This window comes from Nocardiopsis alba, assembly GCF_000710955.1.
GTDB classification, from domain to species: domain Bacteria; phylum Actinomycetota; class Actinomycetes; order Streptosporangiales; family Streptosporangiaceae; genus Nocardiopsis; species Nocardiopsis alba.
Map to the genome: position 1 here is coordinate 218,997 of NZ_BAZE01000009.1, position 18,126 is coordinate 237,122.

The 18,126-nt window shown below is 70.0% G+C and carries 14 protein-coding genes; 9 read left to right on the forward strand and 5 right to left on the reverse strand.

Features of this window, described 5'->3' with window-relative positions; all coding sequences use genetic code 11:
* Together TR33_RS17650 and TR33_RS17655 are read left to right on the forward strand one after the other, a co-directional pair.
* The gene (locus tag TR33_RS17650; protein WP_014913297.1) at positions 1-951 is read left to right on the forward strand and encodes a carbohydrate ABC transporter permease; all 951 of its coding nucleotides are present in this window, start codon (positions 1-3) and stop codon (positions 949-951) included.
* On the forward strand, positions 948-1,820 hold the full coding sequence (locus tag TR33_RS17655) for a carbohydrate ABC transporter permease (RefSeq protein ID WP_042284216.1): 873 nt from the start codon (positions 948-950) through the stop codon (positions 1,818-1,820). Before TR33_RS17650 ends, TR33_RS17655 begins: the two co-directional genes overlap by 4 nt.
* On the opposite strand, the gene TR33_RS17660 is transcribed toward TR33_RS17655, so the two are convergent.
* Together TR33_RS17660 and TR33_RS17665 are read right to left on the reverse strand one after the other, a co-directional pair.
* The gene (locus TR33_RS17660) at positions 1,817-4,927 is read right to left on the reverse strand and encodes an alpha-mannosidase (RefSeq protein WP_042284218.1); all 3,111 of its coding nucleotides are present in this window, start codon (positions 4,925-4,927) and stop codon (positions 1,817-1,819) included. The two genes, TR33_RS17655 and TR33_RS17660, sit on opposite strands and share 4 nt — an antisense overlap.
* A gap of 127 nt (positions 4,928-5,054) precedes the next feature.
* Positions 5,055-6,881, reverse strand: a complete 1,827-nt coding sequence (locus TR33_RS17665; RefSeq protein WP_042284221.1) for a flavin-containing monooxygenase — start codon at positions 6,879-6,881, stop codon at positions 5,055-5,057.
* Positions 6,882-7,010: 129 nt separating this feature from the next.
* On the opposite strand from TR33_RS17665, the gene TR33_RS17670 reads away from it, so the two are divergent.
* The 4 genes from TR33_RS17670 to TR33_RS17685 all read left to right on the forward strand — a co-directional run bounded on the left by TR33_RS17670 (position 7,011) and on the right by TR33_RS17685 (position 11,888).
* The gene (locus tag TR33_RS17670) at positions 7,011-8,288 is read left to right on the forward strand and encodes a GAF domain-containing protein (protein WP_042284224.1); all 1,278 of its coding nucleotides are present in this window, start codon (positions 7,011-7,013) and stop codon (positions 8,286-8,288) included.
* A 413-nt stretch (positions 8,289-8,701) separates the two neighbouring features.
* A complete protein-coding gene (locus TR33_RS17675) occupies positions 8,702-9,394 on the forward strand; it encodes a GntR family transcriptional regulator (protein WP_042284226.1) in 693 nt (230 codons plus the stop codon).
* Positions 9,395-9,582: 188 nt separating this feature from the next.
* The gene (locus TR33_RS17680) at positions 9,583-10,926 is read left to right on the forward strand and encodes an MFS transporter (RefSeq protein WP_017535639.1); all 1,344 of its coding nucleotides are present in this window, start codon (positions 9,583-9,585) and stop codon (positions 10,924-10,926) included.
* Positions 10,923-11,888: an ornithine cyclodeaminase family protein gene (locus TR33_RS17685; RefSeq protein WP_017535640.1), complete on the forward strand. Its 966-nt coding sequence runs from the start codon at positions 10,923-10,925 to the stop codon at positions 11,886-11,888. Before TR33_RS17680 ends, TR33_RS17685 begins: the two co-directional genes overlap by 4 nt.
* A 120-nt stretch (positions 11,889-12,008) precedes the next feature.
* Here the strand turns inward: TR33_RS17685 and TR33_RS17690 are convergent, their stop codons facing one another.
* Positions 12,009-12,869, reverse strand: coding sequence for a DUF3592 domain-containing protein (locus TR33_RS17690; RefSeq protein ID WP_017535641.1), 861 nt, complete (start codon positions 12,867-12,869; stop codon positions 12,009-12,011).
* Between the two features lie 176 nt (positions 12,870-13,045).
* Here TR33_RS17690 and TR33_RS17695 point away from each other — a divergent pair, with 176 nt between their 5' ends.
* A complete protein-coding gene (locus TR33_RS17695; protein ID WP_026125195.1) occupies positions 13,046-14,113 on the forward strand; it encodes an adenylate kinase family protein in 1,068 nt (355 codons plus the stop codon).
* 72 nt (positions 14,114-14,185) lie between these two features.
* On the opposite strand, the gene TR33_RS17700 is transcribed toward TR33_RS17695, so the two are convergent.
* On the reverse strand, positions 14,186-15,157 hold the full coding sequence (locus tag TR33_RS17700) for a bile acid:sodium symporter family protein (protein WP_017535643.1): 972 nt from the start codon (positions 15,155-15,157) through the stop codon (positions 14,186-14,188).
* Positions 15,158-15,233: 76 nt separating this feature from the next.
* Between TR33_RS17700 and TR33_RS17705 the strand changes: the two genes are divergently transcribed.
* The gene (locus TR33_RS17705; RefSeq protein WP_234305875.1) at positions 15,234-16,115 is read left to right on the forward strand and encodes a LysR family transcriptional regulator; all 882 of its coding nucleotides are present in this window, start codon (positions 15,234-15,236) and stop codon (positions 16,113-16,115) included.
* Between the two features lie 51 nt (positions 16,116-16,166).
* On the opposite strand, the gene TR33_RS17710 is transcribed toward TR33_RS17705, so the two are convergent.
* Complete coding sequence (locus TR33_RS17710; RefSeq protein WP_017535645.1) at positions 16,167-16,538, reverse strand: MerR family transcriptional regulator; 372 nt, start codon at positions 16,536-16,538, stop codon at positions 16,167-16,169.
* 55 nt (positions 16,539-16,593) lie between these two features.
* Here TR33_RS17710 and TR33_RS17715 point away from each other — a divergent pair, with 55 nt between their 5' ends.
* Positions 16,594-17,769 carry an MFS transporter gene (locus TR33_RS17715; RefSeq protein ID WP_199806152.1) on the forward strand — a complete coding sequence of 392 codons (1,176 nt, stop codon included), beginning with the start codon at positions 16,594-16,596 and terminating at the stop codon, positions 17,767-17,769.
* Positions 17,770-18,126 lie beyond the last annotated feature (357 nt).

The window sequence follows — 18,126 nt, forward strand, 5'->3', positions numbered from 1 at the left end:
GTGGGCGCCTCCGGTGACCTGGAGCGAGGAGGAGGGGACCTCTCCCGACCTCGCGCCGAACGCTCCGGAGGGCCGGGGCGGACCTGGTCGAGGGCGGCCCGTTGGGCCGTCCCGATGGGCCCCGCCCTGTTCCTCCTGCTGGCCTTCTTCGCCGGTCCCATCCTGTGGACCGTGTGGGCCTCGCTGACCGACGCCGCTCTGACCGGGGCCCGCGCGGCGCGGACCGACTTCGTCGGCGTCGCCAACTTCGAACGCCTGCTCACCGACGTCCGCTTCCGCGACGCCACGATCCTCACCGCCCTCTTCCTGATCGGAAGCGTGTTCGGGCAGACCGTGCTGGGCCTGGTCCTGGCCCTGCTCACGCGCGCCCGCCACGGGGCGGTCAGGGCCGCGGTCGGCGCGATCGTCGTCGGGGCGTGGGTGGTCCCCGAGGTCGTGGCCGGGTTCGTCTGGTACGCGTTCCTGGAACGGGAGGGGACCCTCAACGCGGTCCTGGGGTTCCTCGGGGCGGGAGAGCAGAACTGGCTGTTCACCGCGCCCCTGCTCGCCGTGATCCTGGCCAATGTCTGGAAGGGCACCGCCTTCTCGATGATGACCTACTCCGCGGGGCTGTCCGAGGTGCCCGACGACCTCGAGGAGGCCGCTCGGGTGGACGGCGCCTCTCCCTTCCAGGTGCTGTGGCACGTGGTGCTGCCGCTGCTGCGCCGCACCCTGGCCACCACCCTGTTGCTCATCACCCTCCAGACCGTCCAGGTGTTCACGCTGATCTTCGTGATGACCTCGGGCGGTCCCGGCGCCCGCAGCACGACATTGCCGCTGCTGATGTACCAGGAGGCTCTGCGCATGGGCGATCTCGGCTACGGCACCGCCATCGCCCTGGCGCTCCTGGTCGTCGCGGGCCTGTTCTCGATCGTCTACGTGCGCATGCTCGGTAAGGAGGAGCGGCGATGAACCGGACACGGAGGACCCGTCGCGGGGCGCGCATGGTGGTCAGCGCCCCGAGCCGGGTGGCCGGAGGCCTGCTCGCCCATCTTCTCCTGGGGCTGCTGGCCGTGCTGTTCCTGACCCCGACCCTGTGGATGGTGTTCGCCGCCGTCGACTCCGAGCCCTCGCTGAGGGCGGGACCGCCGACCTCGCTCACACTCGACCACTTCACCGCGATCATGACCGAGGAGATCGTCTATCGGCCGCTCTGGAACAGCCTCCTCACCTGTGGGGGAGCGGCCCTGATCACCATGGTCTGCTCGGTCCTGGCCGCCTACCCGCTGTCCAGGTACAACCTGCGGTTCCGGAGACCGTTCCTGTACACGGTCCTGTTCGCGACCGGCCTGCCCATCACCGCCATCATGGTCCCCGTCTACGGGATGTTCGTACAGGTCGGTCTCCTCGACTCGCTGATCGCCACCACCCTGTTCCTGGCCGCGAGCACCCTGCCGTTCGGGATCTGGCTCACCAAGAACTTCATCGACGGCATCCCCATCGCCCTGGAGGAGGCCGCCTGGGTGGACGGGGCCTCCGCCTGGCAGTCCCTGCGTCACCTCGTGGCACCGCTGCTGGCGCCGGGCCTGGCGGTGGTCGGGATCTTCACCCTGGTCACCACCTGGGGCAACTTCTTCGTCCCCTTCATCCTGCTCAGCAGCCCGGAGAAGATGCCCGCCGCGGTGCGGGTGTTCACCTTCTTCGGCCAGTACGGAAGCGTGCGCTACGGAGAGCTCGCCGCCTACTCCCTGCTCTACACGCTCCCGGTCGTGGCGCTGTACATGGCGGTCTCCCGCGCCATGGGCGGTCGCTTCGCCCTCGGCGGCGCGATGAAGGGCTAGCGCATCAACCGCAGGGTGAGGATCTGGAAGGGGCGGAGGGACAGCTCCACCCGATGAGGGCTCCCCGCGTCCTTCTCGCCCTCGTCCGCCAGGGCCGTGGAGAGGAGCTCCGGGGCCTCCTCGTAGTCCTCCTCCAACAGGTTCACCGCGCTCACCCCGCGGACCGGGAAGCCGGTGGTCAGGGCGGTTCGAGCGCGTCCGCCGCGTGCCTCGTACAGGCGCACCACCACGTCGCCGGAGCGGTCGTCCGCGAGTTTGACGGCCTCCACGACCACGCCGGGGTCGGCCACGGTCACCAGCGGCTCCACCACCGCGGCGCCCGGAAGCTCCCGGACCGGAAGGTTGATCCGGTAGCCCTCGCGGACGGCGTCCTCGACCTCCGCGCCCGGGGCCAGCGCGTAGCGGAGACGGTGGACCCCCTGATCGGTCAGGGGGTCGGGGAAACGCGGCGCCCGCAGCAGGGACAGCCGCACCGTCGTGGTGGTCCCACCGTCGGGGCGCGCGTCATGGGTGACGTCGTGGCCGTAGGTGGAGTCGTTGAGCACCGCCACCCCGTAGCCGGGTTCGGACACGTGCACCCAACGGTGCGCGCAGATCTCGAACTTGGCCGCGTCCCACGAGGTGTTGGTGTGGGTGGGACGTTCGATGTGGCCGAACTGGGTCTCGGAGCGGGAGCGCCGGGCGTGCACGTCCAAGGGGAACGCGGCCTTGAGGAGCTTCTCCCGCTCGTGCCAGTCGACCTCGGTGGCCACGTCCAGCCTTCGTGCCCCCGGTTCCAGGGAGAGCGTCTGGACGACGGAGGAGGAACCGAAGGAGCGCCTGACGCGTACGGCGGCGGCGGTGGAGGAGAGACCCGCCTCCGCCCTCTCCTCCGGGGCGGGGACGGCGACGGAGTCGGCCTCGGTGAGATCGGTGACGTTGTTCCGGTAGAACTCGTCCACGTCCCAGGCGTCCCAACCGTTGGGGACGTCCTGATGCAGCTGGAGCAGGTTGCCGGTCGTCCCGGGGGCGAGCACCTCGCGTCCCCGCTCCCCTTCGGAACGGTCCAGGATCGAGACGACGAGGCCCCGCCGGTCCACGCGCACCGTCAACAGGCCGTTGTCGAGGACGAATCCGTCCTCGTCCGGAGCGACGAGCGCCTCGGGCACGTCGTCTCGGGCGACCCGGGAGCGGGGGAGCGCGCCCAGCGCGGGGACCCCGTCACGCTCGTGCGGGGCGGGGTTGAAGAGCACGCCGTCCCCGGCCTCGGAGCCCTCGGGGACCAGTGCGGCCTGGGCCCGCGCGATGACGTCGGTCAGCTCCTCGGCGACCTCCCGGTAGGCGACGGCCGCCTCACGGTGCACCCAGGCGATGGAGCTCCCGGGGAGGATGTCGTGGAACTGGTGGAGCAGGACCGTCCGCCAGATCCGCTCCAGACGCTCGTACGGGTAGTCGGCCCCCGCCCGGACCGCCGCCGTCGTCGACCACAGCTCCGCCTCGCGCAGCAGGTGCTCCGAACGTCGATTGCCCTGTTTGGTGGCGGCCTGGCTGGTGTAGGTCCCTCGGTGGAACTCCAGGTAGAGCTCGCCCCACCAGACCGGGGCGTCGGTGTACTCGGCGTGGGCTCGAGTGAAGAACTCCTCGGGGTGTTCGATCGTCACCCGGGGCGAACCCTCCAGGTCGCGCAGCCGGGCGGCCCGGCCCAGCATCTCTCGGGTGGGGCCGCCGCCCCCGTCGCCATGGCCGAACGGTACGAGGGAGCGGGTGGCGTCGCCCTTGTCCCTGAAGTTTCGGGAGGCGTGTGCCAGTTCCGCACCGGTGAGTTCGGAGTTGTAGGTGTCCACCGGTGGGAAGTGGGTGAACACCCGGGTGCCGTCCAGCCCCTCCCACCAGAAGGTGTGGTGCGGGAACCGGTTGGTCCGACTCCAGGAGATCTTCTGGGTGAGGAACCAGTGGGACCCGGACAGGCGCACCAGCTGGGGCAGGGCCGCCGAGTACCCGAAGGAGTCCGGGAGCCACACCTCTCGGGTGTCCACCCCCAGTTCGTCACGGAAGAAGCGTTTGCCGAAGGTGAACTGGCGGGCCAGAGCCTCGGAGCCGGGCATGTTGGTGTCGGACTCCACCCACATCCCGCCGACCGGGACGAACCGGCCGGCCGCCACCTCCTCCAGCACGCGGGAGAACAGCTCCGGACGGTGCTCCTTGAGCCAGGCCCACTGCTGGGCCTGAGACATCGCGAACACCAGCTCCGGATGGTCGGCCGTCAACCCGACGACGTTCGCGCTCGTGCGCGCCACCTTGCGGACGGTCTCGCGCAGCGGCCACAGCCAGGCCGAGTCGATGTGGGCGTGCCCGATCGCGGACACCCGGTGCGCGCTGGCGGAGGCGGGGGAGTGCAGGGCCGGGGCCAGGACCTCGCGGGCGCTCTCGGCGGTCCCGGAGACGTCCTGCGGGTCCAGGGCGTCCAGGGTCCGACCGAGCGCGCGCAGCAGCTCCCACCGACGGGGGTCGCCGGTGTCGAGTTCGAGCATCAGTCCGCCGGCGACCTCCAGATCCAGGGCGAGCTCCCACACCTGTTCCTCGAACACCGCGAGGTCGGCGCGGGCCAGCCGGTAGAGCGGTTCGTCCCGGGGGCCGGGGGCCGTACCCAGGTCGGTGGGGACGAACGGCGGATCTCCGAGGATGATCGGGTTTGCGGCCGCCTCCACGTGGAACTCCACGTCCTGTTCCCCCTCGACGGGGGAGCCCACCGGGATCCACGCGTTGAGCGGGTTGAGCCCCTTGACCACGGTCCCGTCGGGGCGGTGGACGAGACCCTCGCACTGGAAACCCGGCATGGCCCGGTCGAAGCCGAGATCGAACACGATCTCCACCCGGCGACCGGTCCACTCCCGCGGGACCCGTCCTCGAAGCCGGAACCAGGTGGTGCCCCAGGCCGGACCCCAGGCGTCGCCCACCCGGGCCGGCCCGTACGGTGCGGCGAGGCCCTCCGCGACCGGGACGGGCTCGCCCGGGACGTCCCAGCGCGCCACCTCCAAGGGGATCGACTCCCCGTACACGGCGGGCCGTACGCGTTCCCGCAGGGCCCTTTCCAGTCGTGCCTCGATCAGCCGCCGGTCGTCATGCACGGTGGGTCTCCGATCCGTCGTCCCATGGCCGTTGCCGGGTACGTTGCCGGCGCCGTTCCACTTCGTCAATACTTTGGACGAAGTGGAATGGGAGCCCTCCCGGGCCGGTGATGTCGGCCTCTCGGTCTCAGGACAGGTGGTGCACCTCCTGAAGTCCGTGGACGGGGGTGGGGATCCCCTCGTAGCGGGCCTTGAGCTGCAACGCCAGATACAGCGAATAGTGGCGTGACTGGTGCAGGTTGCCGCCGTGGAACCACAGCCCCTCCTGGCGGGTCGGTTTCCACATGTTGCGCTGTTCCCCCTCCCAGGGCCCCGGGTCCTTGGTGGTGTCCGAGCCGAGCCCCCACACCTTGCCGACCCGGTCGGCCACCTCACGTCCGATCAGGTCCGCGGCCCAACCGTTCATCGATCCGTATCCCGTCGCGTACACCACCAGGTCGGCCTCCAGTTCGGTGCCGTCCTCCAACACCACCGAGGTCTCGGTCAGCCCGGTCACCTGACCGTGCGCCAGGCGCACCCGTCCGTCCGCGATCAGATCGGCGGCGCCGACGTCGATGTAGTACCCGGAACCGCGCCTCAGGTACTTCATGAACAGCCCGGAGTCGTCGTCGCCCCAGTCCAGGAGGAAGCCCGCGCGTTCGAGGCGGTCGTAGAACTCCCGGTCGCGCTCCCTGATCCGGTCGTAGACGGGACGTTGGAAGGTGTCCATGATCCGGTAGGGCATCGAGGCGAAGGTCAGGTCCGCCTTCTGCGTGGTGATCCCGGCGGCCAGGGCCCGTTCGGAATAGAGGTCGCCGAGCCCGAGGTCCATCAACGAATCCGACTTGACCACGTGCGTCGACGAACGCTGCACCATGGTCACCTCGGCGTCGTTCTCCCACAACGCTCCGCAGATGTCGAAGGCCGAGTTGTTCGACCCGATCACGACGGCCTTCTTCCCCCGATAGGCGTCGGGGCCCGGGTGCCGCGAACTATGGTGCTGATCTCCGAGGAAGCGGTCACGCCCCGGAAGTTCGGGGACCACCGGCTTGCCGGACATCCCCGTGGCCAGGACCAGATGTCGGGGGCGCAGCACGATCTCCTCGCCTGCCCGGTCCACCACGACCGTCCATTCCCCGGTCTCCTCGTCGTGCTTCGCGCTCAGACAGGTGGTGGAGGACCAGTAGTCGACCTCCATGACCTTCGTGTACATCTCCAGCCAGTCCGCGATCTTGTCCTTGGGGGCGAAGACCGGCCAGTTCCGAGGGAAGTCGAGGTAGGGGAGGTGGTCGTACCAGACGGGGTCGTGCAGGCAGAGGGACTTGTAGCGACCGCGCCACTGGTCGCCGGGGCGTTCATGCCGGTCGATCACCAGGTAGGGGACTCCGAGCCGGGTCAGCCGGGCGCCGAGCGCGATGCCGCCCTGCCCGCCGCCGACCACCACCACGTACGGCTGGTGGGAGCGTCCCATCCCCTCCAGGACGGCCTCGCGTCGTTCGGCCCAGGTGACGCGGTCGCGACGCGCGCCGTGCTCGGCCCCCATAGGGCGCCGTTCCCCCTCGGGTTCCTCGTGGCCCTTGAGCTCATAGAGGGTGGTGAGCAGGGTGAAGGCGCCCTCGTCCCGCAGACGCAGATGTCCTCGGCCTCGGCCGACGGCCGTCTCGAACGCGATCCAGGCCTCGATCACGCCATCGGTCTCGGTGGGTTCCTCGGTGAGATGAAAGCCGGAGGGGTCGGCGGAGTCGAGGACGGAGCGCAGCATCGTCTCCACTTCCTCGTGGCCCTCGACGGTCTTCAGGTTCCAGGTGAAGGCGACCAGGTCGCGCCAGTAGCAGGTGGGGGCGAACATTCCGGTGGCCCGCGCGGTGTCGCGTTCGGTCAGCGCCTCCTCGAAGGCGTGGAGCCAGGTCTCCGCACGATGGCGGACGGCGGTCGGTTCCCGTTCCCCCGCCCCGGATTTCGCGGATTCTGTCATGAGACGGCCTCCTTGGCGTAACGTGATCGCCATCACAACTCGTTCGGTGGAGGCCCCACAAGGGTTGCGGCCGATTGCGCGACCGTCCCGGATCCACCGCCCCTGACGCGCCGACGAGGACGGTGAAGAGTGACGACCTTCCACGCGATCTCCCCCGGAACCGACCTGCCCTCCCACGCCCGGGCACTGAGCCGAACACGGGACCAGGTCATCGGCGGCTCCCGCGCCGTGGGGCGGCCTCGCACCCTCGTGGCCCGATCGTGGTCGCGGGTCCTGGAGATGGGGCTGGACCCCGACGGTGGGAACCTCAGGTCGGTGATCCCCGCCGACCAGGTCGAGCACAGGCGCAGGGAATCCCCTCTGTCGTCCGTCGTCGACGAACTGCACCGGATGGTCGGCTCCGCGGCGCGGCTCTCCCGGTCGTTGATGGTGGTCACCGACGCGGACGGGGTCGTCCTGTGGCGCGACGGGGCCACCGGGGTCCGGATGAGCGCCGACCGGCTCGGTTTCGCGGAGGGGGCCCGATGGACCGAGTCCGCGGTGGGCACCAACGCGATCGGCACGGCCCTGGCCGAGGCCCAGCCGGTGGAGCTGTTCGCGGCCGAGCACTTCGAGCAGTGTCAACTCCCGTGGTACTGCACGGCGGCGCCGATCCACGACCCCAGGACGGGGCGCATGCTCGGGGTCGTCGACGTCAGCGGCCCCGCTCTGACCCTGCACCCCATGGTCGCCGCACTCGTCGCGGGGGCCGCGAGTCTGGTCGAACTGCGACTGGCCGAACACCATCGGGCCCGGCTGGAACGTCTGAGGGTCGCCTCCGGGGTCCGCTCCGCGGGGAGGAAGGGGCCCTACCTGCTCGTGGACGACGACGGGTGGGTGGCGGAGGGCACGGGGCCGCCTACCCTGGACCGGGTCGCGGCCCCCGCCGAGGGACGCGCGCTCGCGGTGCCGGGGATGGGGCTCTGTATGCCCGAGCGGGTGGGGGAGGGCTGGCTGTTGCGTCCTCCGTCGACCCCCCGCCGCGATCTCGTGGAGCTACGACTGGATCTGTCGGGGGAACCGGCGGTGGAGGTCGTGGGAGGAGGTTCCTGGCGTTCCCGGCTCACCACCAGGCACGCGGAGATCCTTCTCCTGATGTACCTGGTCGGTCAGGAGGGGATCGGGGCCGCCGCGCTCAGCCGTGTCCTGTACGGGGACGAGGAGCACGTGGTGAGTGTTCGAGCGGAGATCTCCCGGCTGCGTCGGTCCCTGGGCTCGGTGCTGACCTCGCGTCCCTACCGGGTGGCGCGGGGCGTGCGACTGAAGGTGGCGACGGGCGACGCCGAGCGGCTGGACGAGTGCGTCTTCGTGCGAAGGCACGCCTGTCCCGGGGTGCGCGCGATGATCGCGGCCCGGGGTGGGGCGTGAGCCGTTCGGGCGGCGGTGCGGGCGGGTGGAGTCCCGCCCCTCGATAGGGCCGATGCCGTGGACGGTCGCGTCCTCGTGTGAAGGAGCGGACGGTCCCATGTCGACGTCGGACCCCTCTCGGGGAGCGGGCGGTCGTTCCGGAGGGCCGAGCCCGACACAGCGCAGGCCGCGGAGCATCAACAGGTCGATGGGGGTCGTCACGGGTCTCATGCGGTGCGCCTTCCGTGCCGTGCGTCGTCTCGTCGGTCCGGTCGCGTTACGGATGTTGGGATCATTCGGATGATGATGACATCTGGATTGTAGGGCAGGGCGATCGGCGGCGGTACCGCGAAGGCGCGGACCGGCGATGACGTGTGCGCCGGACATGACATCCTGGGAGCTCCGGAAGTCCGTGCGGGGAGGAACGACAGCACATGAGCATCGACGCGCCGCGGGGGCGGTCGGCATCGGTCATCGGATCGCTCGCCGAGAACAGCAGCCTGCGGTCCCGGGTGACGGACGTGCTGCGTCAGGCCATGGTGGCCGGCGAACTCGAACCGGGCCGGATCTACTCGGCCCCCACGCTGGCCGAACGTCTCGGCGTCTCCGCCACCCCGGTGCGCGAGGCCATGATGGAGCTGGCCCAGGAGGGGCTGGTGGAGCCCCTGAGGCACCGCGGCTACCGCGTGGTCGAGGTGGGGGACGTGGTCCTCGACGAGATCATCGAACTGCGCTCGCTCATCGAGGTGCCCACGGTCGGTCGGGTCGCGCGGATCGCGACGTCCGAGCAGGTCGCTCTCCTGCGGCCGCTGGCGGATCGACTCAACGCGACCGCCGCCGCCGGTGAACTCCAGGAGTTCATCGCCACCGACACCGACTTCCATCTGCGGCTACTGTCCATCGCGGGCAACGGGCGTCTGGTGGAGGAGATCCGCCGTCTGCGCGGGATGTCCCGACTGTCGGCGCTGAGGCGTCTGTACGAGGAGGATCGGCTCGGGGCCACGGCTCAGGAGCACCACGATCTACTCGACCTCATCGAGGCCCGTGAGGTCTCCGGGGCGGAGGAGCTCATGCGACGGCACCTGGGGCACGTGCGCGGTGTGTGGGCGGGGCGCGAAGAGGTCTGAAAGGGCTCCAGGCGCGGGATCGAGGGGCTTGGGAACGCCTTCGAGAGCACGCTCGGAGACGGCCCGGCGCAGGTCACGGCTTGATCGACCTGGAAAGTGGTCTTGCTTTGTGCAACGTAAAATTGTACGTTGCACAAGTTCACATCATGAGGCCCGCGTCACGTGGGCCACGACACGAGGAGTACTGCGTGTCCTCCCAGCAGTCCGCGGTCGGCCAACCGGCCACCAACCGCCGTGTGCTCATCGGCAGCCTCAGTGGCAGTGCCATCGAGTGGTTCGACTTCTTCCTGTACGCCACCGCCGCGGCGCTGATCTTCGACAAGCAGTTCTTCCCCAACGACGATCCCGTCATCTCGTTGATGTTGTCGTACCTGTCGCTGTCGCTCACCTTCTTCATCCGCCCCTTCGGCGGCATCGTCTTCTCCCACATCGGTGACCGCATCGGGCGGAAGAAGACCCTCGTCATCACCCTGTCGATGATGGGCGGCGCCACCGTCGCGATCGGTCTCCTGCCCACCTACGCCCAGGTCGGCGTCCTCGCCCCGATCCTGCTCATCCTCTGCCGGGTCGTCCAGGGACTGGCCATCGGCGGCGAATGGGGCGGGGCGCTGCTGCTCGCCTACGAGTACGCGCCCAAGAACCGTCGCGGCTTCTTCGGCTCGGTGCCCCAGACCGGCGTCACCATCGGCATGCTCCTGTCCACGATCGCCTTCGCGCTCGTCAGCCTGCTGCCCGACGGAGCCTTCGAGGCCTGGGGATGGCGGCTGCCCTTCATCGCCAGCCTCGTCCTGGTCTTCGTCGGCCTCTGGATCCGCAAGGGACTGGCCGACACCCCCGCCTTCCGAGAGGCCAAGAAGAGCGGGAACATCGCCAAACTGCCGATCAAGGACACCCTGCGCGACCACTGGCGCTCGGTCCTCGTGGCGGTCGGCGCCAAGGTCGTCGAGACCGCGCCGTTCTACATCTTCGCGACCTTCGTGGTCAGCTACGCCACCGGCACCCTGGACATGCAGCAGTCGGTGGTCCTCAACGCGGTCAGCGCCGGTGCCCTCGTCAGCACCATCTCCATCCTGCTCATGGGATCGCTCTCGGACCGTCTCGGCCGCACCACCGTCTTCCTCGGCGGCGTGGTCCTCATCGCCGCCTTCGCCGCCCCGTTCTTCCTGCTGCTCGACCTGCGCATGAACTGGGCCGTGTACGCCGCCGTCGTCATCAGCCTCGGCGTGGCCTGGCCCCCGGTCACCGCCACCCTGGGCACCCTGACCTCGGAGATCTTCACGACCCGGGTCCGCTACACCGGTGTGACCCTCGGCTACCAGATCGGTGCCGCGCTGGCCGGTGGTACCGCCCCGCTGCTGGCGACCTGGCTGCTCGCCCGCTTCGACGGCGCCTGGTGGCCCATCGCCTCCTATCTGGTCGTCCTGGCCGTCATCTCCTTCGCCGCCGTCGCAGTCTCGGGACGCGTCGTCCGCAAGGAGACCGCGGCCATCGCCCGACGTGAAGGAACCGAGAAGACCGAGGTCGACGCATGAGCATCGAAACGAACACGACGGCCCAGACCACGCCGCCGACCGTGAACGGACTTCCGTTCGTCGACGCGGAGGAGGTCCACCGCCGCATCGACCCGGACCGCGCCCGCCGGCTCATCGAGCAGGCCCTGCGAGACGGGTTCGACCCGGCGGACGACCCGGCCCGCTCCCACGCGAACGCCGGATCGGGCCATCTGCTGCTCATGCCCTCGACCCTGGGCGACTGGGTCGGGGTCAAGGTCGCCTCCGTGGCGCCCGGCAACCCCGAACTCGGACTGCCGCGTATCCAGGCGACCTACGTGCTGATGGACGCGCGCACCCTCACCCCGCGCCTGTTCGTCGACGGTGTCAGCCTCACCTCGCTGCGCACCCCGGCCACCTCGGCCGTGGCCGCCGACCACCTCACCGCGCCGGAGGCCTCCCGCCTGGTGGTGTTCGGCAACGGACCCCAGGCCGTGGAGCACACCGTCGCGATGGCCGGGATCCGCGAGTTCACCGACATCAGACTCGTCGGCCGCACCCCGCACAAAGTGAGGGCGGCCATCGAGGAACTCGCCGGACGCGGTGTCACCGTCGAGGCGGGGACCGCGACCGACGTAGCCGAGGCCGACCTCGTCGTGTGCGCCACCTCCAGCGCCGACCCGCTGTTCGACGGGTCCATGGTGCGCGACGGGGCGTGCGTCGTGGCCATCGGCTCGCACGAACCGGACCGCCGAGAACTCGACGCCGCCCTCATGGGGCGTTCCCAGGTCGTGGTCGAGGAGCGGAGCGCCGCGCTGCGCGAATGCGGAGACGTGGTGATCGCCATCGACGAGGGCACCCTCACCGAGGACGATCTGCTCGGCCTCGCCCCGCTCGTGCGCGGGGAGTTCTCACGACGGACCGACCGACCCAACGTGTTCAAGGGATCGGGCATGTCCTGGCAGGACCTCGCGGTCGCCGTGGGTGTGGCCCCCACGGACTGACCCTTCCCAGCGGCACCGTCCGCCGCGTCCGTCCGGGAGGGTCCGTCCTCCCTCTCCGGACGGGTCACCCGGGGCCCGGCCCGGCGCCTTCCAGCGCCGGCCGGGCCCTTCGCCGTGTTCCTAGGGGCGGAGGCCGGGGCCGAGATAGTCCTCGGCCCGGTCCCCGCCTTCGAGGGCGACGAAGATCCGTGAGGTGTCGTGCGGCCGGGACGGGTCGTAGAGCACGGTCACCGGGCCGCCGATCGAGAGGACACGGCCCCGGGGGAGACGTTGGATCCGCTGGACCCAACGGCGTTGTCCCTGAAGGTCGGTGAAGGAGAACGTCCAATGCGTCACGGAGGGGCCGGAGTCGTTCGAAACGGGGAGGGTGAGCTCGGTGACCTCACCGTTGGTGCGGGTCCCCTCGCGCAGCAGCCGATCGAGGAGCTCCCGCCCTCTTCGTTCCCGGACCCGTGAGAGCACCCCGAAGAGCAGGGACAGGACGAACAGCATCGTCGCGAGGCCCGGCGCCCACCAGCGCATCGCGTAGGAGAACCAGGCGCCGGCGCCCCAGGCCTCGTGCTCACCGAAGACCGGATCGACCGCGGTGCCCACCATGTCGACCGGAGCCCACAGGTAGGTCGTCGCCCACCACATCGTCACGGCGATACCCAGGAACCAGAGGGTCACCGGGCGGGGGTGGATGGAACGCCCGCCCGAATATCGGTGGCTCCAGTGGCTGTAGGCGAGGAAACCGATGATCGAGCCGATGGCGGCGATCGGGGTGACCCAGTAGGCCATCGTCGACTCGGTGTCGGAGAAGACGCTGTTGACCGTCGACACCCGGACCCGGTCCATGATCGCCGCGACGGCGTAACCGACGGCGCCGCCGGCGAGGACGAGTGTCAGCCCGCCGATGAGGGTGAGGACGAGGGCCTTGGGACTTCCGATCAGTCGCCGTAGGCGGGCCTCCCGCGCGGCGGCGGGATCGACGGTGCTCACAAGGGTCCTCCGGGCGTCGGGGGAGCACGTAAGTGTCCCGTTTCTCCTGATTCGAGACATCCTATGATTCGCGATCGACCCGCCTCTGTCTGGGGATACCCCTGGTGGGAGCGCCTGCCCGCGAGGATCGGGAAAACGGGTGGAGGGGCCGCCGAACCTCCCCCTAGGGTGACGGCATGATGCCGGTGGTGTGGTTGTCGGGGACGTCGGGCGTGGGAAAGTCCACGGCCGGCCATGGGATGTTGCGGGCCATGGCGGAACGGGGCGTGACCGCGGCCTTCGTGGACGCCGACCAGGTACGTCTGGCCGCCGGCGTCCTCGCCGAGGAGACCGAGCTGGTCGCCTCGGGTCTGGCCGCTCTCGCCCCTCGCTATCGGGAGGCGGGGGCACGACTGCTGCTGGTCGCCGGTCTCGTCGACGGCCCCGGCCATCTCGCCCGCCTTCTGCCCGGGGCGGACCGGGAACGGATCCTCCTCTGTCACCTGAGCGCCGACGCCGCCACGCTCCGCGAACGGATCCACCACCGCGGCTGGGCGGTCGAGCGGGCCGATGAGGCCGTCGCGTACGCCGAGCGGGTGGATACGGGTCGGGTCGACCTTCACCTGGACACCGGCGGGATGACCAGGGAGAGGGTGGTCGACCACCTGGCCGCCGTGACACTCGAACGCCTGGGACCCGTGCTCGCGGAGGCCGCGCCTTCGGAGAGGGCGGCCGACACCGCGAGGAGCGATGGGCGTGTGCTCCTGGTGACCGGGCCCGGCGGAGTCGGAACGTCCACGATCGGCTTCGGGGCCTTCTCCAGGATGGCCGGGGAGGGGCGCGCGGTCGCCTACGTCGACACACGACAACTCGGTCTGCTCGGCGCGGATCCGCACGGGAGGCACCTGTCCGGCCTGCGCGCGGACAACGCGCGGGCACTGATCGGTACTCTCACGGCGGGCGGTGCGAGGACGGTCGTGGTCGGTGCGGACCCCGACACGGCGCGGTCGCTGGGAGACGAGACCGAGAGCGTCGTTCTGCGAGCCCGTCCGGCGACACTGGAGGAACGACTCCGACTGCGCTCCGAAGGCGTGGGGCCGCCCCTCCCCGGCGACCCGCGGAAGGGGATCGGCGGAGAGGGGTTGCGACGGGCGATCGCGAGGAGTGTCGAGGAGGGCGCTTCGATCGAGGCCCGCCTTCCGAAGGCTCGGACGCTGTCCACGGACGGCGTCGAACCGTCCGCCCTGGTGGAGGCGATCCTCTAGGCCCGGGGCGAACCCGGGCCGCGGTGACGGGGGCGGCCGGGGCGAGACTCAGCGGGCCGGGGCCTCGTCCGCCTACTCGGTCTCCGGAACGGAGAGGGCCGCCCGGCGGGCGATCACCGCGCAAACGAGCAGTTGGATCAGATGGAAGATCATCAACGGGAGCACGTACATCCCGACCTGCTCCGACGGGAAGAGCAACATGGCCATGGGGAGCCCGCTGACCTGGCTCTTCTTCGAGCCGCAGAACATCAGCACGACCCGATCGGCCCGTTCCATCCGGACCAGCCGGCCCAGGCCGGTGAACAGCCCGAGCACGACGGCCAGCAGCACGCACGAGACCAGGATGACCACGAGCAGCTGGGTCGGGGGAACGACCTGCCAGAGCCCCTGGGTCACGCCCACACTGAACGCCGCGTAGACGACGAGCAGCACCGACCCCTGGTCGACCACCGAAACGATCCGGCGGTGCTCCTTCAACCACGGTCCGATCCGGCCGTGCAGGAGCTGACCGGCGACGAAGGGCACCACGAGCTGTCCGAAGATCCCGAGGAGGGACTCGGTGGTGATCTCGACGGTCGACCCCAGCAGGATCGCGGCGAGCAGCGGGGTCAGGACCACGCCGAGCACGTTCGAGACGGACGCCGAACTGACGGCCAGCGCCACGTTGCCCCGGGCGATCGAGGTGAAGGCGATCGAGGACTGCACGGTCGACGGCAGGATGCACAGGAACAGGAACCCCGTAGCCATCACCGGGCTCAGTACGGAGGACGGCAACGCGACGATCGCCAGCCCCAGGAGCGGGAACACCAGGAACGTGCAGCCGAGGACGAGCAACTGGAACCGCCACCGGGAGAAACCGCGACGCGCCTCCAACGGGGAGAGCTTCGCCCCGTGCAGGAAGAACAGCAGACAGATCGCCGCGACGGTGATGTACTCCAGGGCGTCGGCCGCCGTCCCTCGGGCCGGGACCAGGGTCGCGACGACGGGGAGGAGGACCAGCAGGAGCAGGAACGGATCCAGGAAACGGGGTAGACGGGAGAGCATCCTTCGACTGTGCCGGCAGGGTGTTCATTCGGAAACGGGGATACCGTACTGACTGTCTGCACCTATCGTGATGACCATGCGGAACGAGCTCGACCTGACCCGGATGCGCACCTTCGTCGCGGTGGCCGGGCAACTCAGCTTCTCAGGGGCCGCGCGACGCCTGGGCCTGAGCCAGTCCGCCGTCAGCCAGCAGGTGCGGCGTCTGGAGGAGGAGATCGGACGCACCCTCCTGGAACGCGACACCCACACCGTGCGCCTGACCGCCGAGGGCGAGACCTTCCTCGGCTACGCCCACCGCATGCTCGACCTGAACGACGAGGCGATCGGCGCGGTCGCCTCCTCACAACCGCGTGGGCGCGTACGCTTCGGTGTCTCCGAGGACTTCGCGTTGACCCGTCTCCCGGACTTCCTACGCCGGTTCCGGGCCCGCCACCCGCACATCGATCTGGAGTTCACGGTGGAGCTCAGCGTCATGCTGCACCGCAGACTCCGGGCCGGGGAACTCGACGCGGTGCTCGCGATGCGCCTGAACGCCACCACGGGTGTGGACGCCTTTCGGCCGCGCACCCTGTTCCGCGACCCTCTGGTGTGGGTCTCGGCGCCCGGGGTCGAGATCGAGGAGGATCAGCCGGTGCCCCTGGTGCTCTACCCCAGGCCGAGCCTGACCCGGGACGCGGCACTGGACGCGCTGATGTCGGTCGGGCGCGCGCACCGTGTGGTCTGCACCTCGGGAAGTCTCAGCGGGCTTCGCGCCGCCGCCCTGGCCGGACTCGGCGTGATGCCGTTCGCGCGTTCGCTCACCCCGGACGGGCTCGTCGACCGAGAGCACGGTCTGCCCGTCCTTCCGGAGACGACCTTCGTCCTGATGACCCGCGGCACCTCCCTCTCCCCGGCGGTACGGGCGCTCGTCGACGCGCTCCAGGACGACCACCGGGAACTACGCGTCGACCCTCGCTGACCCCGTTCGAAGGCCACCGCAGGGCGTCTTCACGAGCGTGGCGAAGGCCGCTCACAGTGGTTCGACGGTCCTTCGCGGGCTCGCGGCGATGACGGCCTCCAGGGCCTCCACCGAGGCGCGCAGCGTGTCGATGCGCTCCAACAGTCCGTCCCGTTCGGTCACGAGCTCGTCGTACAGATCCGCGCAGGCCAGACCGATCCCGTCCTCGTGTTGAGCCAGGCACGGCAGGATGTGCACGATCTTGCGGGTGCTCAGACCGGCTTCGAGGAGGGAACGAACGCGTTGGACCAGGACCACGTCGTGCTCATCGAAGATCCGGTACCCGCTGGGCAGACGTTCCGGACGCAGCAGCCCCTGTTGCTCGTAGTAGCGCAGGGAACGAACGCTCACCCCCGACCGTCGGGACAGCTCACCGATACGCACGACCCCGCCCTTCGACTTGACTCTCACATCGATGTCAGAGTCTAGCGTCGGCGGCATGTCGCAAACCCTCGATACACCCCGTGCCACGGGTGTGCCCCGTCCTCTGGCCGGGGCCTTCGTACTCGGCGCGTTCGCCCTGGGGACCTCGGAGAACGTGATCGCCGGGGTACTCGCCCACCTGTCGACGGCCCTGGCGGTCCCGGTCTCCACCATCGGCCTGCTCGTCACCGGTTACGCGGCCACGGCGGTCGTCGCCGGACCGCTCCTGTCCCTGGTGACGGGGAGACTCCCACTACGACGTCTGGCCCTCCTCGCGCTGTCCCTGTACGGAGCGGGCACCGTGGTGGCGGTCATCGCCCCCGCCTACACCACGCTCATGGCCGCGCGGATCATCACCGGGGCCCTGCACACCACGGTGCTCGTGACGTTCATGCTCTCCGCCGTCCGCCTCGCCCCGGAAGACCGCAGGGGGCGCGAGGTCGGCCGGATCACCCTGGGCCTCGGAGTGGCGACGGTTCTGGGGGTTCCGCTCGGAAACCTGCTGGCCCAGACCCTGGGATGGCGGTGGGCCTTCGGTCTCATCACGCTGTCCATCCTCGTCACTCTGGTGCTCGTGTTCATCTCCTTCCCCCGCGACGAGGCCCCTCGCGGTTCCACCGGTCCGCGCTCCCTTCGCGTGTTGACCCGAGGGTCGGTCCTGGGCGGAGTGGCGATGAGCGCGGCGGCGGGGCTCGGCGCGATGACACTGCTCGCCTACGCCGTCCCGTTCCTCACCGACGGCGCGGGTGTGCCCGATCGGGCCGTCGCCCCGATCCTCCTGCTCCAAGGAGCGGCCTGCCTGGCGGGAAACCTCGTCGGCGGGGGCCTCGCGGACCGGAACCTGCCTCGGGCGCTCACCCTCTCCCTGTCCATGACCGCGATCGCCCTCGTCATCGCGGCCCTCGTCTCGGGGACGGGGCCGGGAGCGGCGATGGGTCTGGCACTGGTCGGGTTCGCCTATTTCTCCACCCTTCCGCCCCTGAACACCTGGATCGCGACCAAGGCCGAGGGCATCGCGCCCGCCCTCGCGCTCGCCGTCAACAGCTCCGCCTTCAACGTCGGCATCGCCGCCGCGGGCCGGCTCGGCGGGGTGGTCTCGTCCGGCCCGCTCGGGCCGGGAACGCTCCCTCTCCTCGGGGTCGCGCCGCTCCTTCTGGCTCTGGTCATCGCCCGTTCCCTGAGAGCCCGATGACATCACCGCCCCCGGTGCCCGCGGGCGTTTCCCGAGATCGACGTTCCTTTCCGCCGGCGAGGGCGATTCTCTCCCCGTGTACGGCGGGGCCACCGGTTCCGACCCGAACCCGTGGACGGCGTCGACGATGAATCGGGTGAAGGGTTCGATGGTTTCCTCCTCGGGGGGGGGCGAAAAACCCTTTCGGGATCGCCGGTGCGGAGGGGCGCGTTATCGGGAGTGCGCACTATTCCGGTGACGATCGGCTCTCCTCTGGATGAACCGGGAGATGAACGCCGTGGGGTCGCCTCTCCGAAGGGGTGATGCTCTTGGAGACATCTACCCCTCTCGTGTCGAACGTGCATTCGATGGATCTCG

Bases quoted from the DNA above. Each gene is read 5' to 3' on its own strand.
- TR33_RS17655 (WP_042284216.1), top strand. From the start codon at position 948: ATGAACCGGACACGGAGGACCCGTCGCGGGGCGCGCATGGTGGTCAGC.
- TR33_RS17665 (WP_042284221.1), bottom strand. From the start codon at position 6,881: ATGACAGAATCCGCGAAATCCGGGGCGGGGGAACGGGAACCGACCGCC.
- TR33_RS17675 (WP_042284226.1), top strand. From the start codon at position 8,702: ATGAGCATCGACGCGCCGCGGGGGCGGTCGGCATCGGTCATCGGATCG.
- TR33_RS17685 (WP_017535640.1), top strand. From the start codon at position 10,923: ATGAGCATCGAAACGAACACGACGGCCCAGACCACGCCGCCGACCGTG.
- TR33_RS17695 (WP_026125195.1), top strand. From the start codon at position 13,046: ATGATGCCGGTGGTGTGGTTGTCGGGGACGTCGGGCGTGGGAAAGTCC.
- TR33_RS17700 (WP_017535643.1), bottom strand. From the start codon at position 15,157: ATGCTCTCCCGTCTACCCCGTTTCCTGGATCCGTTCCTGCTCCTGCTG.
- TR33_RS17705 (WP_234305875.1), top strand. From the start codon at position 15,234: ATGCGGAACGAGCTCGACCTGACCCGGATGCGCACCTTCGTCGCGGTG.
- TR33_RS17715 (WP_199806152.1), top strand. From the start codon at position 16,594: ATGTCGCAAACCCTCGATACACCCCGTGCCACGGGTGTGCCCCGTCCT.